Origin of the sequence: Niveispirillum fermenti (genome assembly GCF_048066175.1) — a bacterium.
GTDB lineage: Bacteria > Pseudomonadota > Alphaproteobacteria > Azospirillales > Azospirillaceae > Niveispirillum > Niveispirillum fermenti.
The window spans coordinates 361930-378259 of sequence record NZ_JBLTXA010000001.1 but is presented as its reverse complement, the minus strand read 5'-3'; the positions used below and the strand labels follow the sequence as shown (position 1 = coordinate 378259).

Here is a 16330-nt window from a genome sequence, read left to right as displayed (position 1 = left end):
TGAACCATGCTTCGCGATGAAGACCGCATCTTCACCAACCTTTACGGTTTCGAAAGCCCCTTCCTGGAAGGGGCGAAGACCCGTGGCGATTGGGCCGGCACCAAGGACATCCTGGATCTGGGCCGGGAGAAGATCATTGAACTGGTGAAGGATTCGGGCCTGCGCGGCCGTGGCGGCGCCGGCTTCTCCACCGGCATGAAATGGTCCTTCATGCCCAAGACCAGCAATGGCCCCGTTTATCTGGTGGTCAATGCCGACGAGGGCGAGCCCGGTACCTGCAAGGACCGGGAAATCATGCGCCATGATCCGCACAAGCTGATCGAAGGCTGCCTGATCGCCGGTTTCGCCATCGGCGCCACGGCGACCTATATCTATATCCGTGGCGAGTTCTATCATGAGGCCGCCAACGTCCAGCGGGCCATCGACGAGGCTTACGCCTCCGGCCTGATTGGCAAGAATGCCTGCGGCTCCGGCTACGACCACGATGTCTATCTGCATCTGGGAGCCGGCGCCTATATCTGCGGCGAAGAGACGGCGCTGATCGAAAGCCTGGAAGGCAAGAAGGGCCAGCCCCGCAACAAGCCCCCGTTCCCCGCCATGGCCGGTCTCTACAGCCGTCCGACGACGGTGAACAATGTCGAGTCCATTGCCGTGGTGCCCACCATCCTGCGCCGTGGTTCCTCCTGGTTCGCCAATCTGGGCCGTCCCAAGAACAGCGGCACCAAGCTGTTCTGCGTGTCGGGCCATGTCAATCAGCCGGCGACGGTGGAAGAGGAGATGGGCATCCCGCTGAAGGAACTGATCGAGAAGCATTGCGGCGGCGTGCGTGGCGGCTGGGACAATTTGCTGGCCATCATTCCCGGCGGTTCCTCGGTTCCGCTGCTGCCCAAGGAAATCTGCGACACGGTCCTGATGGATTTCGACAGCCTGCGCGAGGTCCGCTCAGGTTTGGGCACGGCCGCCGTGATCGTGATGGACAAGTCCACCGACATCGTGAAGGCCATCGCCCGCCTGTCCAAGTTCTACATGCATGAAAGCTGCGGCCAGTGTACGCCGTGCCGTGAGGGCACGGGCTGGATGTGGCGCGTGATGGAGCGGCTGGTCAGAGGGCAGGCGCATGTCGAAGAGATCGACATGCTGCTGGACGTCACCAAGCAGATCGAGGGTCATACCATCTGCGCGCTGGGTGATGCGGCGGCATGGCCGATCCAGGGTCTGATGCGGCATTTCCGGCCCGAGGTGGAACGCCGTATCCTGGAATACCGCACGCACGCCGAACGCGGCGTGCGCGTGGCGGCAGAGTAAGTCGGGGGCGAAGAGGATATCATGCCCAAGCTAACCATCGACGGCGTCGAAATCGAAGTCGCTCCCGGCACCTCAGTGCTGCAGGCCTGCGAACAGCTCGGCATCGAGGTGCCGCGCTTCTGCTATCACGAACGCCTGTCCGTGCCGGCCAACTGCCGCATGTGCCTGGTGGAGGTGGAGCGCATGCCGAAGCCTGCGGCCAGCTGCGCGCTGCCGGTGGGCGAGGGCATGGTGGTGAGGACCAACACCCCGAACGTCCACAAGGCCCGCAAGGGCGTGATGGAATTCCTGCTGATCAACCATCCGCTGGATTGCCCCATCTGCGACCAGGGCGGCGAATGCGATCTGCAGGATCAGGCCGTCTCCTACGGCTATGACCGCAGCCGGTTCGAGGAGAACAAGCGGACCGTCAGCGAAAAATACATGGGTCCGCTGATCAAGACCTATATGACGCGCTGCATCCAATGCACGCGCTGCATCCGTTTCGTGGATGAGATCGCCGGTGTGGCGGCGCTGGGTGGTCTCGCCCGTGGCGAGCATCTGGAGATCACCCCGGCGCTGGAAGCCGGCGTCAATTCCGAACTGTCGGGCAATCTGGTCGATGTCTGTCCCGTCGGGGCGCTGACCAGCCGCCCCTATGCGTTCAATGCCCGCCCTTGGGAACTGCGCAAGACCGAGAGCGTGGATGTCATGGACGCGGTCGGTTCCAACATCCGCATCGACTCCCGCGGTGGGGAAGTTCTGCGCGTTCTGCCCCGTCTGAACGAGGATGTGAACGAGGAATGGATTTCTGACAAGACGCGCTATGCCATCGATGGCCTGAAGCGCCAGCGTCTGGACCGTCCCTATGTGCGGGGCGCCGACGGCAAGCTGAAGCCCGCCACCTGGGCGGAGGCTTTCGCGGCCATCCGGACGCGGCTGGCCAATGTGCCGGGCAACCGGATCGCCGGCATTGCGGGTGATCTGGTCGATGTGGAAAGCACGGTTGCGCTGAAGGACCTGCTGACGGCGCTGGGATCAGCGAACCTGGATTGCCGGCAGGATGGCGCCAGCTTCGATACCAGCGCGCGCGCCGGCTATGTCTTTAATAGCACGATCGCCGGCATCGAGAATGCCGACGCGGTGCTGCTGATCGGTACCAATCCGCGCTGGGAAGCGTCGCTGGTCAATGCCCGCCTGCGCAAGACCTACCTGACCGGCAAGCTGAAGAAGGTGGCCGTCATCGGCCAGAATGTGGACCTGACCTTCCCGACCGAATGGCTGGGCAATTCCGGTTCCGTGCTGGCCGATCTGATCAGTGGCGCCCATCCGTTCGCCGAGGTGCTGAAGGGTGCCAAGAACCCGCTGATCATCCTGGGTGCTGCGGCGCTGCGCCGTGGTGATGGTCCGGCCGTGCAGGCCGCGGCGCGCGCCCTGGCGGAAACGGTTGGGGCCGTGCGCGACGACTGGAACGGTTTCAACGTACTGCACCTGGCCGCCGGCCGCGTGGGTGCGCTGGATGCCGGCTTCCTGCCGGGTTCCGGCGGGCGCGACCTTTCCGGCATCCTGGCCGGGACGCAGTCGGGGGAGATCGAGGCGGTCTACCTGCTGGGCGCGGATGAGATTGATGCGTCAAAGTTCGGCAATGCCTTCGTGATTTATCAGGGCCACCATGGCGACCGTGGCGCCCATCGCGCCGACGTCATCCTGCCGGGTGCCGCCTATACCGAGAAGAACGCCACCTACGTCAATACCGAAGGCCGTGTGCAGCAGGCCCGGCTGGCCACCTTCCCGCTGGGAGAGGCGCGGGAGGATTGGAAGATCATCCGCGCCCTGTCGGGTGAACTGGGCCAGGCCCTGCCCTACGACACGCTGACCCAGGTGCGCCAGCGCATGGTGCAGGTGAACCCCGTCTTCGCGACGCTGGATCGCGTGGTCCCGGCGGCATGGGCTGCGTTCGGTGCGGAAGGCAATGTTGCCGATGCACATTTCACCTCGCCGATCGAGAATTTCTACATGACCGATCCGATCAGCCGCGCGTCGCAGACCATGGCTGAATGCACGGAAGCCTTTCTGAAGCCGGCCATCGCGGCCGCGGCGGCGGAGTAAGTGACGATGTGGGAATTGTGGGATCAACTGCCGCTGATCGTTCGCATCGTCGCGGGCATTCTGGTCATCGTTGTGCCGCTGCTGATCGGCATGGCCATGCTGACCTATTTCGAGCGCAAGGTGATGGCCGCCATGCAGCTTCGCCAGGGTCCCAATCTGGTGGGGCCCTTTGGTCTGCTGCAGCCCTTCGCCGACGGTCTGAAGCTGCTGGCCAAGGAAACGATCATCCCGTCGGGCGCCAACCGCGTCGTCTTCGTGGCCGCGCCGATGCTGACCTTCCTGCTGGCCCTGGTCGCCTGGGCCGTGATCCCGTTCGGTGAAGGGCTGGTGCTGGCGGATATCAATGTCGGTGTCCTTTATCTCTTCGCCATCAGTTCGCTGGGTGTCTATGGCATCATCATGGCGGGCTGGGCATCCAACTCGAAATACGCCTTCCTGGGCGGGTTGCGTGCCGCGGCGCAGATGGTCTCCTATGAGGTCTCCATCGGTCTCGTCATCATCACCGTGCTGCTGTGCGTCGGCTCTTTGAACCTGTCGACCATCGTGGAAGCGCAGAAGAATGTCTGGTTCTTCATCCCGCTGTTCCCGATGTTCATCATCTTCTTCATTTCGGCGCTGGCGGAAACCAACCGTGCCCCGTTCGACTTGCCGGAAGGTGAATCCGAACTGTCCGGTGGTTTCAACGTCGAATATTCGTCGATGACCTTCGCCCTGTTCTTCCTGGGCGAATATATCAACATGATCCTGATGAGCGGCATGACCACGGTGCTGTTCCTGGGCGGCTGGCTGCCGCCGCTGGACATTGCGCCGTTGAACTGGATACCCGGTCCGCTGTGGTTCATCGCCAAGATCTGCTTCGTGCTGTTCTGTTTCATCTGGGTGCGCGCCACGCTGCCGCGCTACCGGTATGACCAGCTCATGCGTCTGGGTTGGAAGGTTTTCCTGCCCTTCTCGCTGATCTGGGTGGTGCTGACCGCTGGTGTGCTCGTCTATTTCGACCTGCTGCCAAACTGATTTCGTGGGGGCGGGGGCCGGGGGCCGCCGCCCGATGATGGAGGTGAACCATGGCCCTGCTCGACCGTACCGCGCGCGGCCTGTTCTTGTGGGAACTCGTGAAGGGCATGTCGCTGACCTTCAGCTACATGTTCCGTCCGCGCGTGACCCTGAACTATCCGTTCGAACGCGGTCCGACCAGCCCGCGCTTTCGCGGCGAGCATGCCCTGCGCCGTTATCCCAATGGGGAGGAACGCTGCATCGCGTGCAAGCTGTGCGAGGCCATCTGCCCGGCGCTGGCCATCACGATCGAGGCCGAACCGCGCGAGGATGGCAGCCGCCGGACCACGCGCTACGACATCGACATGGTGAAGTGCATCTATTGTGGTCTGTGCCAGGAAGCCTGCCCGGTGGATGCCATCGTGGAGGGGCCGAACCTGGAATTCGCGACGGAAACCCGCGAGGAGCTTTACTATAACAAGGAAAAGCTGCTGGCCAACGGTGACCGCTGGGAAGCCCAGATCGCGGCCAATCTCGCGGCCGACGCACCTTACCGCTAATCACCATGGGCGGCCGGTTCGCCGGCCGTCTCCCGTCCTTCGCCCGGAGTATCCTCCGTGACCCAGTACCCGATGACCACAGCGCCGGAGGCGGCGTAACATGACACTGACCGCTGTCGCATTCTATGCGTTCGCTTTCGTCCTGCTGGCATCTGCCGTGCAGGTGATCACGGCCAAGAATCCCGTGCATTCGGTTCTGTTCCTGATCCTGGCCTTCTTCAACGCCGCCGGCCTGTTTGTGCTGATCGGTGCTGAATTCGTGGCCATGATCCTGGTCATCGTCTATGTCGGCGCCGTGGCGGTGCTGTTCCTGTTCGTGGTGATGATGCTCGACATCAATTTCCAGGAATTGCGACAGGGCTTCATGCGCTACATGCCGGTCGGGCTGGTGATCGGTGCCATCCTGGCGGTGGAACTGGTGTTCCTGGCCGTCACGCAACTGGCTGGCGGTCCGGTCGGGGGCACGGCCGACAATGCGCCGATCCCGCCGGTCGATCAGGTGACCAATACGGAGGCCATCGGCCAGATCCTCTATACCGACTATGTGTACGCCTTCCAGGTTTCCGGCCTGATCCTGCTGGTCGCGATGATCGGTGCCATTGTGCTGACGCTCCGGTCGCGCCCCGGCGTCCGCCGCCAGCAGATCGGCCAGCAGCTCGACCGGAAGCGGGACGAGGTTGTGCAGGTACGCAAGGTCCCGACGCGGGGGGGCGTCTGATCATGGAATTCGGCTCTATCGGCCTGGCGCATTACCTGACGCTGTCGGCCATCCTCTTCACCATCGGCGTGTTCGGGATTTTCCTGAACCGGAAGAACGTCATCATCATCCTGATGTCGGTCGAGATGATCCTTCTCGCCGTCAACATCAACCTGGTGGCCTTCTCCGTCTATCTGAACGATCTGGTGGGACAGATTTTCACCATGTTCATCCTGACCGTGGCCGCGGCGGAGGCCGCCATCGGTCTGGCGATCCTGGTGGTCTATTTCCGCAATCGCGGCACGATCGCGGTTGAAGACATCAACATGATGAAGGGTTGAGGCGGGCATCATGGAAATCGCTGCCATCTTCCTGCCCCTGCTGGGCGCCTTCATCGCCGGGTTCTTCGGGCGCATCATCGGCGACCGCGGGGCCCAGATCGTCACCTGCGCCGGCGTTCTGACCGCCGCGATCCTGTCCGTGATCCTGTTCGCGACGATCGGTTTCGGCGGACCCGAGGCCGCGCGTACCGTCGAGCTGTTTACCTGGATCGACAGCGGCACCTTCGAGGTGTCCTGGTCGCTGCGCATCGATACGCTGACCGCCGTGATGCTGGTCGTGGTGAACGGCGTGTCGTCCATGGTGCATGTCTATTCGGTCGGCTACATGAGCCACGACCCGCACCGGGCACGTTTCATGGCTTATCTGTCGCTGTTTACCTTCATGATGCTCATGCTGGTCACGGCCGACAATCTGCTGCAGATGTTCTTCGGCTGGGAGGGCGTGGGTGTCGCCTCCTACCTGCTGATCAATTTCTGGTATGAGAAGAAGAGCGCCAACGACGCCTCCATGAAGGCGTTCCTGGTCAACCGCGTGGGCGATTTCGGCTTTGCGCTGGGCATCATGGCGATCTTCGTCATCTTTGGCACCGTCCAGTTCGACGGCATCTTCGAGCAGGCGGCCGCCAAGGCCGATACCACCTTCAACTTCCTGGGCTGGGAAGTGCATGCGCTGACCTGCGCCTGCCTGCTGCTGTTCATCGGTGCCATGGGCAAGTCGGCCCAGTTGGGCCTGCACACCTGGCTGCCGGACGCCATGGAAGGTCCGACCCCGGTGTCGGCGCTGATCCACGCGGCCACCATGGTGACCGCCGGCGTCTTCATGCTGTCCCGGATGAGCCCGGTGTTCGAATATGCGCCCGTGGCCCTGGAGGTTGTGACCTATCTGGGAGCGGCGACCGCTTTCGTGGCCGCGACCATCGGCCTGACCCAGTTCGACATCAAGCGCGTCATCGCCTATTCGACGATGAGCCAGCTTGGCTACATGTTCTTCGCCATTGGTGTCGGCGCCTATCCGGCTGCCATCTTCCACCTGATGACGCACGCCTTCTTCAAGGCCCTGCTGTTCCTGGGGGCCGGCTCGGTAATCCACGCCATGTCGGACGAGCAGGACATGCGCAACATGGGCGGCATCTGGAAGCAGATCCCCGTGACCTATGCCATGATGTGGATCGGCAACCTGGCGCTGGCCGGTATCCCGTTCTTCGCGGGCTTCTACTCCAAGGACATGATCCTGGAAGTGGCCTACGCCAAGCATAGCGTTGCCGGTTCCTTCGCCTTCTGGATGGGCATTGCCGCCGCCTTCATGACGGCCTTCTATTCCTGGCGCCTGCTGATCATGACCTTCCATGGCAAGCCGCGCGCGTCTGAGAAGGTGATGGCCCACGTGCATGAAAGCCCGGCCGTCATGCTGGTGCCGCTGATCGTCCTGTCGATCGGTGCCCTGTTTGCCGGTTTCGTCGCCTATCCCTGGTTCGTGGGCCACGATATGGATGCCTTCTGGGCCGGCAGCATCTTCATGCTGACGGGTGAGCACGGGACGATCGTGGAAGCCGCCCACCATGTGCCGGGCTGGGTGCCCTATGCCCCGCTGGCGGCGGGTGTGACGGGTATCGCGCTGGCCTATGTCTTCTACATGTTCGTTCCCGGTCTGCCCGGCGCCTTCGTCAATACCTTCAAGGCCATCCACGGCTTCGTGTTCCGGAAGTACATGTTCGATGAACTGTACAATGCGTTGTTCGTGCGCCCGGCCATGAAGCTCGGCTTCGGCCTGTGGAAGGGTGTGGATGTCGCGGTGATCGATGGGCTGGGCCCGGACGGGGCCGCAACCGTCACCCGGCGCCTGTCCCTGGCGGCCAGCCGCCTGCAGACGGGCTATGTGTACCATTATGCTTTCGTGATGGTGATCGGCGTGGTCGTGTTGGCCGGCTGGTTCTTCCTGGCGCGCTGAGGTAGGGAGTCTTTCGAAATGGCCGATGTGCCGATCCTTTCGCTGACGACGTTCCTGCCCCTTGTCGGCGCCCTGTTCATCCTGCTCATCCGCGGAGAGCAGGAGACGGTCGCCCGCAACGCCAAGAGTGTGGCGCTGTGGACGTCGATCATCACCTTCATCGTCTCGCTGTTCATCCTGACCGGCTTCGACCCCTCCAACCCCGGCTTTCAACTGGTGGAGGAGGTGGCCTGGCTGCCGGCCTTCAACATCTCCTATATCAAGGGTGTCGACGGCATTTCCGTTTGGTTCGTGCTGGCTTCCACCCTGCTGACCCCCATCTGCGTGCTGGCTTCCTGGGAAGCGGTGGAGAAGCGGGTCAAGGAATTCATGATCGCGCTGCTCGTGCTGGAGACCATGCTGGTCGGCATGTTCACGGCGCTGGACTTCGTGCTGTTCTATCTCTTCTTCGAAGGGGTGCTGCTGCCGATGTTCCTGATGATCGGCGTGTGGGGCGGTCCCAACCGCGTCTATGCCTCCTACAAGTTCTTCATCTACACCTTCGTCGGTTCGGTGCTGATGCTGCTGGCAATCCTGGCCATGTATCTGACAGCCGGCACCATGGACATGCGCGTGCTGGTCGACTATCCCTTCGCCAGCAACATGCAGATATGGCTGTGGCTGGCCTTCTTCATCGCCTTCGCCGTGAAGACCCCGATCTGGCCGGCCCATACCTGGCTGCCCTTCGCTCACGTGGAGGCGCCGACGGCTGGCTCGGTGATGCTGGCGGGCGTGATGCTGAAGATGGGCGGCTATGGCCTGATCCGCGCCAATATCCAGATGCTGCCGGAAGCCAGCTTCCACTTCCAGGATCTGGTGTTCGTGATGTCGATCGCCGCCATCATCTACACCTCGCTGGTGGCGCTGGCGCAGTCGGATATGAAGAAGATGATCGCCTACAGTTCCGTGGCCCATATGGGTTACGTGTCCATGGGCATCTTCGCCATGAACCAGCAGGGCCTGGATGGCGCCATGTTCCAGATGCTGAGCCACACCTTTGTGTCGGCGGCACTCTTCCTGTGCATCGGCGTTGCCTATAATCGCCTGCATACCCGCGAAATGGCGGCCTATGGCGGCATGGCCAAGAACATGCCCCGCTATGCCGTGGTCTTCGCCATTTTCATGTTCGCGTCGGTCGGCCTGCCGGGCACCTCGGGTTTCATCGGTGAGTTCCTGACCATGCTGGGCGTGTTCCAGGTCAATACCTGGTACGGCCTGCTGTCGGCCACCGGTCTGGTCCTGGGGGCGGCCTATATGCTGCTGCTCTATCGCAAGCTGTTCTTCGGCAAGCTGGAGAAGCCCGAGGTCAAGGCCATGAAGGATCTGGACTGGAAGGAGGTCACCTTCTTCGCCCCGCTGGTCGCCATCGTGATCATCATGGGTGTGTATCCGGCCAGCTTCCAGAACATCTACAACCCGACCGTGGAGAAGATCCTGGCCGATCACGAGGCGTCGCTACGGTCCGCCGGTCTGATCGAGACGGTGACACAGAACGCCGCCATCACGGTGTCCGACGTACCCGGCGAAACCCCGGCGCCCCTTCCGGTGAGCGAGAACTGAGCCATGGCTACCATTCCCGACCTGATCCCGGCGCTGCCTGAGATCTTCCTGGCCGTTGCCAGCATGGTTCTGCTGATGATCGGCGTGTTCCGGGGCGACGGCAGCCTTCGCACCGTGTCCTGGTTGTCGGTCGCCTCGCTCATCGCGACGGGGTTCCTGCTGCTGAACGGACCGGAAGGCCGCCAGGTGACCTTCAACGGCCTGTTCGTGGCCGACAGCTTCGGCCTGTTCGCCAAGCTGCTGATCCTCACCGCTTCCGCCCTGGCCATCATCCTTTCCGTCAATTACCTGGAAAAGGAGCGCGTGGCCCGGTTCGAGTATCCGGTGCTGATCGTGCTGGCCACGCTCGGCATGCTGGCCATGGTTTCGGCGAACGACCTGATCTCGCTCTATGTCGGGTTGGAACTGCAATCGCTGGCGCTTTATGTCATCGCGTCGTTCAAGCGTGATGTGGCCAAGTCGACCGAGGCGGGCCTGAAATATTTCGTGCTGGGCGCGTTGTCCTCCGGCCTGCTGCTCTATGGTGCATCGCTGATCTATGGCTTTGCCGGCACCACCAGCTTTGACAAGCTGGCCGTCGTGTTGGCGGCGGCCGAGGGGGCACCGTCGCTGGGTGTGGTTGTCGGCATGGTGTTCGTCGCCGCTGGCCTGGCCTTCAAGATTTCCGCCGTGCCGTTTCATATGTGGACGCCCGACGTCTATGAGGGCGCGCCGACTTCCGTCACGGCTTTCTTCGCCGTGGCGCCCAAGGTTGCGGCCATCACGCTGTTCATCCGTGTGCTGGTCGGCCCGTTCGGCGACCTGGTGGGCCAGTGGCAGCAGGTGATCCAGTTCTGTGCCGCCGCCTCCATGGTGATCGGCGCGCTGGGGGCCATCCAGCAGAAGAACATCAAGCGCCTGATGGCCTACAGCTCCATTGGCCATATCGGCTACGCGCTGGTCGGGCTGTCCGCCGGCTCGGTCGAGGGTGTGCGCGGCGTGCTGATCTACATGGCCATCTATCTGGCCATGAATGTCGGCGTCTTCGCCATCATCCTGTCGATGCGCCAGAATGGCCGTGCGGTGGAGGAGATCGCCGATCTGGCGGGTCTCTCCAAGACCCATCCCATGCTGGCTTTCGCCATGGCGGTCTTCATGTGGTCGCTGGCCGGCGTGCCGCCCGCCGCGGGCTTCTGGGGCAAGTGGGCCGTGTTCCTGCCGGCCATCCAGGCGGAGCTTTACGCGCTGGCCATCGTCGGCGTTGTCGCGTCGGGCATCTCCTGTTTCTATTACCTGCGCGTCATTAAGGCGATGTACTTCGATGACGTGACGGAGCCGCTGGATAATCCGGCACCGACGAACGGTATCGTGGTTGCCGGTGCGGCCCTGTTCGTCTTCCCGGTCTATATCCTGTTCCTGTCGCCGATCACCACCGGTGCGGCGGCGGCGGCGGCGGCCCTGTTCGGGGCCCGGTGACCGGCGTTTCGCGCATGGTGGCTGGATTTGACAATCGAGATGAAACGCGGGCGGCCCGGCTGCCCGCGTTTTTTCATCTGAACCGTGTAGAAGAGTGCGGCAGCACCAATGATGAGGCCAAGGCCATGGCCCGTGCCGGTGCGCCGGAGGGCTGCCTGGTACAGGCTCTGCGGCAAACGGCCGGCCGCGGCCGGCGGGGCCGGGCCTGGACCAGCGGGGAGGGGAACCTCGCCTGCTCCCTGGTGCTGAGGCCGGGCATGGCGCCGGCCGCGGCGGCGCTGGTGTCCTTCGTCGCGGCCATCGCGGTGGGGGAGGCGGTGTCGGCCCTGGTGCCAGGGCGGGTGACGCTGAAATGGCCCAATGATGTGCTGGTGGATGGTGCCAAGATATCCGGCATCCTGTTGGAATCCGAAGCGGACCGGCAGGGCGGGCTGGAATGGCTGGTGCTGGGGGTGGGCATCAATGTCCGCCATTTCCCGGATGAGGCGCTTTATCCCGCGACCTCGCTGCTGGCTGCCGGTGCCGATGTCACGGTTGAACAGGTGCTGGCGGCCTATGCCGCATCGTTCGATGGCTGGTATCGTCGTTTTCGGGACCATGGCTTCGCCCCCATCCGTGCCGCCTGGCTCAACGCTGCGCAGGGACTGGGCGGAGCCGTCACCGTGCGGCTGGCGGGGGAGAGTTTCACGGGCCGCTTCGTCGATCTGGACGGGGAGGGGGGCCTTCTGGTGGAGTGCGGTGGCGCCGTGCGGCGCGTGACGGCCGGTGACGTGTTCTTCACCGGCGGGGAGACCTGACATGCTGTTGGCCATCGATGCCGGCAATACCAATGTCGTCTTCGCCGTCTTTGACGGTGATGAGAAGCGGGCCCATTGGCGCATATCCACCGACAGCCAGCGCACGGCGGACGAATATGCCGTCTGGCTGGTGACATTGATGGGGATGAAGAATATCCGTCCGGGGGATATCGACGCAGCGATCCTGTCCAGCGTGGTGCCGTCGCAGACCTATGCGCTGATCAAGCTGACGGAGGATCATTTTGGCTGCACGCCCATGCGTGTCGGCGATCCGCAGGTCGATCTGGGGCTGGAGGTGCGGCTGACCAACCCGCGCGAGGCGGGGGCCGACCGTCTGGTCAATGCGATATCGGCCGCCGCATCCTATGCTACGCCACTGATCGTCATCGATATCGGCACCGGTACGACCTTCGATGTGGTGGATGCCGACGGGGCCTTTGCCGGGGGTGTCATCGCGCCCGGCCCGGCCCTGTCGCTGGATGCCTTGCACCGCGTGGCCGCACAATTGCCCAAGGTCGACATTGCCAAGCCGGAGCAGGCCATCGGTCGCGGCACGGTTTCGGCCATGCAGTCGGGAATGTTCTGGGGCTATACCGGGATGATTGAGGGTATCCTGAAGCGGATCATCGCCGAGCTGTCGCCGGACGGGCAGACGCCGGTGACCGTGATCGGTACGGGCGGCCTGGTGCGTCTGTTCGCCGAGGGGACCGACATGATCCACCATATTGATGGGGACCTGACGTTGCGGGGTCTCCGGCTGATCCATGAACGCAACAGCATCGCCAACTGAATTCAGGACCGAATGACGGAAGCCAAACCCAAGCAGACGATGGATTTCGCGCCCGATGCCCTGCATTTCGTGCCGCTGGGCGGGGCCGGCGAGATCGGGATGAACCTGAACCTCTACCATCATGCCGGCAAATGGCTGATGGTCGATCTCGGCGTTAGTTTCGGTGACGAAACGACGCCCGGCGTGGATATCATCCTGCCTGATACCGCCTTCATCGAGGAGCGGCTGGGCGATCTGGTGGGCATCGTTGTCACGCATGCACATGAGGATCATCTGGGCGCCATCCCTTACCTGTGGGAAGATTTGCGCGTCCCCGTCTGGTGTACGCCGTTCGCCGCCGGCTTCCTGCGGGCCAAGCTGCAGGAAACGGGCTTGCAGGACAAGGTGCCGATCCATGTTGTTCCCCTGGGTGGCAAGGTAAAGTTGGGTCCTTTCGATCTCGAACTGATCAGCCTTACCCATTCGATCCCGGAACCCAATGCCCTGGTGATCCGCACGCCGGCGGGGACTGTCCTGCATACGGGTGACTGGAAGCTGGACCCTGACCCCGTCATCGGCCTGCTGGCGGATGAGGATGCGCTGAAGAAGCTTGGGCGCGAGGGCGTAACGGCCATGATCTGCGACAGCACCAATGCCATGGTGCCCGGCTGGTCGGGGTCGGAGGCGGCTGTGAAGGACAGCCTGACCGAGCTTTTCGGACGATGGAAGGAAACGCGCATCGCCGTCACCTGCTTTGCCAGCAACGTGGCACGGCTGCATTCCATCGCGCTGGCGGCCCATGCCCATGGCCGGCGCGTCGCCTTGGCCGGACGGTCGCTGTGGCGCATCAACGAGGTGGCCCGGGCCAATGGCTACCTGACCGATCTGCCGCCCTTCCTCACGGAACGGGAGGCGGCCTTCGTCCCGCGGGAGAAGCTGCTGGTCATCTGCACGGGCAGCCAGGGGGAACCGCGGGCTGCCCTGGCCCGCATCGCCAATGACGATCATCCCGACGTGGTGCTCGAACGCGGCGATGTGGTGATCTTCTCCGCCCGGGAGATACCGGGGAACGAAAAGTCCATCGCCAAGATCCAGAATGGCCTCATGCGGCAGGGCGTGCAGGTCGTCACGGCGGATGAGGAGTTCGTGCATGTCTCCGGTCATCCCGCACGCGACGAGCTGGTGCAGATGTACCAATGGGTGCGGCCCAAGGTGGCGGTGCCTGTGCATGGGGAACATCGGCACCTGACGGTCCATGCCGCGCTGGCCCGCGACTGCCAGGTACCGGAAGTGATCGTGCCCGATGACGGGGCGGCCATCCGCCTGGCGCCGGGTCCGGCCGTGACCCTGGGCCATGTCCATGCGGGCAAACTGTGCATCGACGGCAAGCGCATAGTGCCGCTGAGCAACATGGCCATGCGTGGCCGGACCCGCATGGCGCAAAGCGGTGTATCCATGGTGACCCTGGTCATGACGCCACGTGGCGACCTGCTGGCCGACCCCAAGGTGACGGCCATGGGCCTGCTGGAAGAAGACGAGATCACCGAGGAGGTGGCCGACCTGACCGCCCGCGTGCGCGATGCCGTGGAGCGTCTGTCCAAAACCGCCCGCCAGGACGACGCCCAGGTGAAGGAGGCGGCGCGCGTGGCCATCCGCCGGTCCTTCAACAGCAGCCAGGGGCGCAAACCCCTGACAGAGGTGCATCTGGTCCGCATCTGACGGTGCCGGATGGCCGTCGTGCCGATTTGTCACGGGTGACGCAGGTGTCTCCCGTGGCTATCTGTTGGGCGAACAAACGATAAAATGAGGAGTGGGTGATGATCGGTCGTTTGAACCATGTGGCCATCGTGGTGCCGGACCTGGCCGTGGCGACGGAAACCTATCGCAGCACGCTGGGCGCCACCGTGTCGGCGCCGCTTGACCTGCCCGAACATGGTGTGACCACGGTGTTCGTCGAATTGCCTAACACCAAGATCGAATTGCTGCACCCGCTGGGGGAGGGCAGCACCATCGCCAAGTTCCTGGCCAACAACCCCGCCGGCGGCATCCACCATGTCTGCTACGAGGTGGAGGACATCATCGCCTCGCGCGATAAGCTGAAGGCCGACGGGTTGCGTGTGCTGGGCGATGGGGAGCCGCGGATCGGCGCGCATGGCAAGCCCGTGCTGTTCCTGCACCCCAAGGACCTGTTCGGTACCCTGGTCGAGATCGAGCAGGTCTGACGCAACGCGGAGGCGGGGAGGAAGATCATGGGCTGGGCGACCTGGGGTGCCATCTATTTCACCGTCTGGTGGACCGTGCTGTTCATGGTCCTGCCCTTTGGCGTCAAGCGGGAGGAGGTGGAGCAGGTCGGCCACCAGCCGGGCGCGCCCGCGCGCCCCCAGATCCTGAAGAAGTTCCTGTGGACATCGGTGCTGTCGGCCGTGCTGGTCCTGCTGGCCTGGGCATCGGGCCATTTCGGCCTGGTGGAGTGGCGCACCCTGTTCCGGGAATGATCCCGTCCCCTGCAACCCCGACGCCCGAGGTCGCACATGACCGATCCGGAACAGGTACCACCCGCCCTCACCATCCGCCTTGTCGATGCCATCGGCGCCGTGGGAGCGCAGGAGTGGGATGCCTGCCTGGCCGGCAGCCCGGGAGGGGATGACAATCCCTTCCTGTCGCACCGGTTTCTGTCGATCCTGGAACAGAGCGGTTCGGTGGGGGGCGATACGGGCTGGGACCCCCGCCACCTGACGGTGCGGGATGCGGCCGGCCTGCTGCTGGCCGTGATGCCGCTTTACCTGAAATATCATTCCTACGGCGAATATGTGTTCGACCATGGCTGGGCCGATGCGTTCGAACGGGCCGGGGGCCGCTATTATCCCAAGCTGCAATCCAGCGTGCCCTTCACGCCCGTGACGGGGCCGCGTCTGCTGGTCCGCGCCGGTGCGCCGCCGGGGCTGCCGGCCACCCTGATCCGCGCGCTGGAAGGGATCGCGGGGGAGAGCGGGCTATCCGGTGTGCATGTCACCTTTGCCGCCCCTGCGGATGTGGATTGCTTCCGCAGGGCCGGCTGGCTGCTGCGGCTGGGCACGCAATTCCATTGGGAGAACCGGGGCTATCGCGGCTTCGACGATTTCCTGGCCAGCCTCAGTTCACGCAAACGCAAGGCCGTGCGCAAGGAACGGCAGGCCGTGGCCTATAGCGGCGTGGAACTGCTGACCCTGACGGGAGGCGACCTGCGCGAGGAACATTGGGCCGCTTTCGACCGGCTCTATCGGGCCACGTCGGACCGCAAATGGGGTCAGCCCTACCTGACACGCGATTTCTTTCTCCGCCTGGGGGCGGACATGGCCGACAATGCCGTGCTGGTCATGGCGCGTGAGGGCGGGCGCTGGATCGGCGGGGCGTTGAACCTGATGGGCGCCCGCACGCTCTATGGCCGCAACTGGGGCGGGGTGGGCGACCATCCCTTCCTGCATTTCGAAGCCTGCTATTACCGCGCCATCGATTTCGCCATCGACCATGGCCTGTCACGGGTGGAGGGCGGGGCCCAGGGCGAACACAAGATCCAGCGCGGCTATCTGCCCGTGGAAACCTGGTCGGCCCATTATCTGGTGCATCCGGGCCTGCGCCGGGCCGTGGCCGATTTCCTGGCGCGGGAGCGGGAGGCCATGGGCGACCATATTGCGGATCTGGCCGCTGCCGGCCCTTATCGCCGTGCGGGGGACGGGCCCATCTGAGCCACCGGCACCCGGCGTCGGGAGCCGGGATGGACCGGGATGGAATTGCCGGG

15 protein-coding genes are annotated in these 16330 nt (G+C 63.7%); all 15 read left to right on the top strand.

Translation table 11 applies throughout. The features are described from left to right. Window positions 1–6: 6 nt before the first annotated feature. Window positions 7–1305 carry an NADH-quinone oxidoreductase subunit NuoF gene (gene nuoF, locus ACM9LZ_RS01725; RefSeq protein WP_416617597.1) on the top strand — a complete coding sequence of 433 codons (1299 nt, stop codon included), beginning with the start codon at window positions 7–9 and terminating at the stop codon, window positions 1303–1305. A gap of 21 nt (window positions 1306–1326) precedes the next feature. Continuing rightward, a complete protein-coding gene (nuoG, locus tag ACM9LZ_RS01720) occupies window positions 1327–3393 on the top strand; it encodes an NADH-quinone oxidoreductase subunit NuoG (protein WP_416617596.1) in 2067 nt (688 codons plus the stop codon). 6 nt (window positions 3394–3399) lie between these two features. Further along, on the top strand, window positions 3400–4407 hold the full coding sequence (nuoH, locus tag ACM9LZ_RS01715; protein ID WP_416617595.1) for an NADH-quinone oxidoreductase subunit NuoH: 1008 nt from the start codon (window positions 3400–3402) through the stop codon (window positions 4405–4407). A gap of 50 nt (window positions 4408–4457) precedes the next feature. Beyond that, on the top strand, window positions 4458–4946 hold the full coding sequence (nuoI, locus tag ACM9LZ_RS01710) for an NADH-quinone oxidoreductase subunit NuoI (RefSeq protein ID WP_416617594.1): 489 nt from the start codon (window positions 4458–4460) through the stop codon (window positions 4944–4946). Window positions 4947–5046: 100 nt separating this feature from the next. Continuing rightward, window positions 5047–5664 carry an NADH-quinone oxidoreductase subunit J gene (locus ACM9LZ_RS01705; RefSeq protein ID WP_416617593.1) on the top strand — a complete coding sequence of 206 codons (618 nt, stop codon included), beginning with the start codon at window positions 5047–5049 and terminating at the stop codon, window positions 5662–5664. Window positions 5665–5666: 2 nt separating this feature from the next. Further along, complete coding sequence (nuoK, locus tag ACM9LZ_RS01700; RefSeq protein WP_416617592.1) at window positions 5667–5984, top strand: NADH-quinone oxidoreductase subunit NuoK; 318 nt, start codon at window positions 5667–5669, stop codon at window positions 5982–5984. Between the two features lie 10 nt (window positions 5985–5994). Next, on the top strand, window positions 5995–7932 hold the full coding sequence (nuoL, locus tag ACM9LZ_RS01695; protein WP_416617591.1) for an NADH-quinone oxidoreductase subunit L: 1938 nt from the start codon (window positions 5995–5997) through the stop codon (window positions 7930–7932). Window positions 7933–7950: 18 nt separating this feature from the next. Next, complete coding sequence (locus tag ACM9LZ_RS01690; RefSeq protein WP_416617590.1) at window positions 7951–9531, top strand: NADH-quinone oxidoreductase subunit M; 1581 nt, start codon at window positions 7951–7953, stop codon at window positions 9529–9531. Window positions 9532–9534: 3 nt separating this feature from the next. Beyond that, entirely contained in the window at window positions 9535–10986 is a 1452-nt protein-coding gene (nuoN, locus tag ACM9LZ_RS01685; protein WP_416617589.1) for an NADH-quinone oxidoreductase subunit NuoN, read from the top strand. A gap of 14 nt (window positions 10987–11000) precedes the next feature. Then, window positions 11001–11783 (top strand): biotin--[acetyl-CoA-carboxylase] ligase, encoded by a 783-nt coding sequence (locus ACM9LZ_RS01680; RefSeq protein WP_416617588.1) that lies wholly within the window; start codon window positions 11001–11003, stop codon window positions 11781–11783. 1 nt (window position 11784) lies between these two features. Then, window positions 11785–12573, top strand: coding sequence for a type III pantothenate kinase (locus ACM9LZ_RS01675; protein ID WP_416617587.1), 789 nt, complete (start codon window positions 11785–11787; stop codon window positions 12571–12573). 12 nt (window positions 12574–12585) lie between these two features. Continuing rightward, complete coding sequence (locus tag ACM9LZ_RS01670; protein WP_416617586.1) at window positions 12586–14271, top strand: ribonuclease J; 1686 nt, start codon at window positions 12586–12588, stop codon at window positions 14269–14271. A 98-nt stretch (window positions 14272–14369) separates the two neighbouring features. Next, complete coding sequence (gene mce, locus ACM9LZ_RS01665; RefSeq protein ID WP_416617585.1) at window positions 14370–14774, top strand: methylmalonyl-CoA epimerase; 405 nt, start codon at window positions 14370–14372, stop codon at window positions 14772–14774. A gap of 27 nt (window positions 14775–14801) precedes the next feature. Next, window positions 14802–15047, top strand: a complete 246-nt coding sequence (locus tag ACM9LZ_RS01660) for a DUF1467 family protein (protein ID WP_416617584.1) — start codon at window positions 14802–14804, stop codon at window positions 15045–15047. 36 nt (window positions 15048–15083) lie between these two features. After that, window positions 15084–16277: a GNAT family N-acetyltransferase gene (locus ACM9LZ_RS01655; protein WP_416617583.1), complete on the top strand. Its 1194-nt coding sequence runs from the start codon at window positions 15084–15086 to the stop codon at window positions 16275–16277. The last annotated feature ends 53 nt before the right edge of the window (window positions 16278–16330 follow it).

Coding starts and splice junctions, on each gene's coding strand:
- nuoN (WP_416617589.1), top strand. CDS start 9,535: ATGGCTACCATTCCCGACCTGATCCCGGCGCTGCCTGAGATCTTCCTG.
- ACM9LZ_RS01675 (WP_416617587.1), top strand. CDS start 11,785: ATGCTGTTGGCCATCGATGCCGGCAATACCAATGTCGTCTTCGCCGTC.
- nuoF (WP_416617597.1), top strand. CDS start 7: ATGCTTCGCGATGAAGACCGCATCTTCACCAACCTTTACGGTTTCGAA.
- ACM9LZ_RS01705 (WP_416617593.1), top strand. CDS start 5,047: ATGACACTGACCGCTGTCGCATTCTATGCGTTCGCTTTCGTCCTGCTG.
- nuoL (WP_416617591.1), top strand. CDS start 5,995: ATGGAAATCGCTGCCATCTTCCTGCCCCTGCTGGGCGCCTTCATCGCC.
- nuoI (WP_416617594.1), top strand. CDS start 4,458: ATGGCCCTGCTCGACCGTACCGCGCGCGGCCTGTTCTTGTGGGAACTC.
- mce (WP_416617585.1), top strand. CDS start 14,370: ATGATCGGTCGTTTGAACCATGTGGCCATCGTGGTGCCGGACCTGGCC.
- ACM9LZ_RS01670 (WP_416617586.1), top strand. CDS start 12,586: ATGACGGAAGCCAAACCCAAGCAGACGATGGATTTCGCGCCCGATGCC.
- nuoK (WP_416617592.1), top strand. CDS start 5,667: ATGGAATTCGGCTCTATCGGCCTGGCGCATTACCTGACGCTGTCGGCC.
- ACM9LZ_RS01690 (WP_416617590.1), top strand. CDS start 7,951: ATGGCCGATGTGCCGATCCTTTCGCTGACGACGTTCCTGCCCCTTGTC.
- nuoH (WP_416617595.1), top strand. CDS start 3,400: ATGTGGGAATTGTGGGATCAACTGCCGCTGATCGTTCGCATCGTCGCG.
- nuoG (WP_416617596.1), top strand. CDS start 1,327: ATGCCCAAGCTAACCATCGACGGCGTCGAAATCGAAGTCGCTCCCGGC.
- ACM9LZ_RS01655 (WP_416617583.1), top strand. CDS start 15,084: ATGACCGATCCGGAACAGGTACCACCCGCCCTCACCATCCGCCTTGTC.
- ACM9LZ_RS01660 (WP_416617584.1), top strand. CDS start 14,802: ATGGGCTGGGCGACCTGGGGTGCCATCTATTTCACCGTCTGGTGGACC.
- ACM9LZ_RS01680 (WP_416617588.1), top strand. CDS start 11,001: ATGGTGGCTGGATTTGACAATCGAGATGAAACGCGGGCGGCCCGGCTG.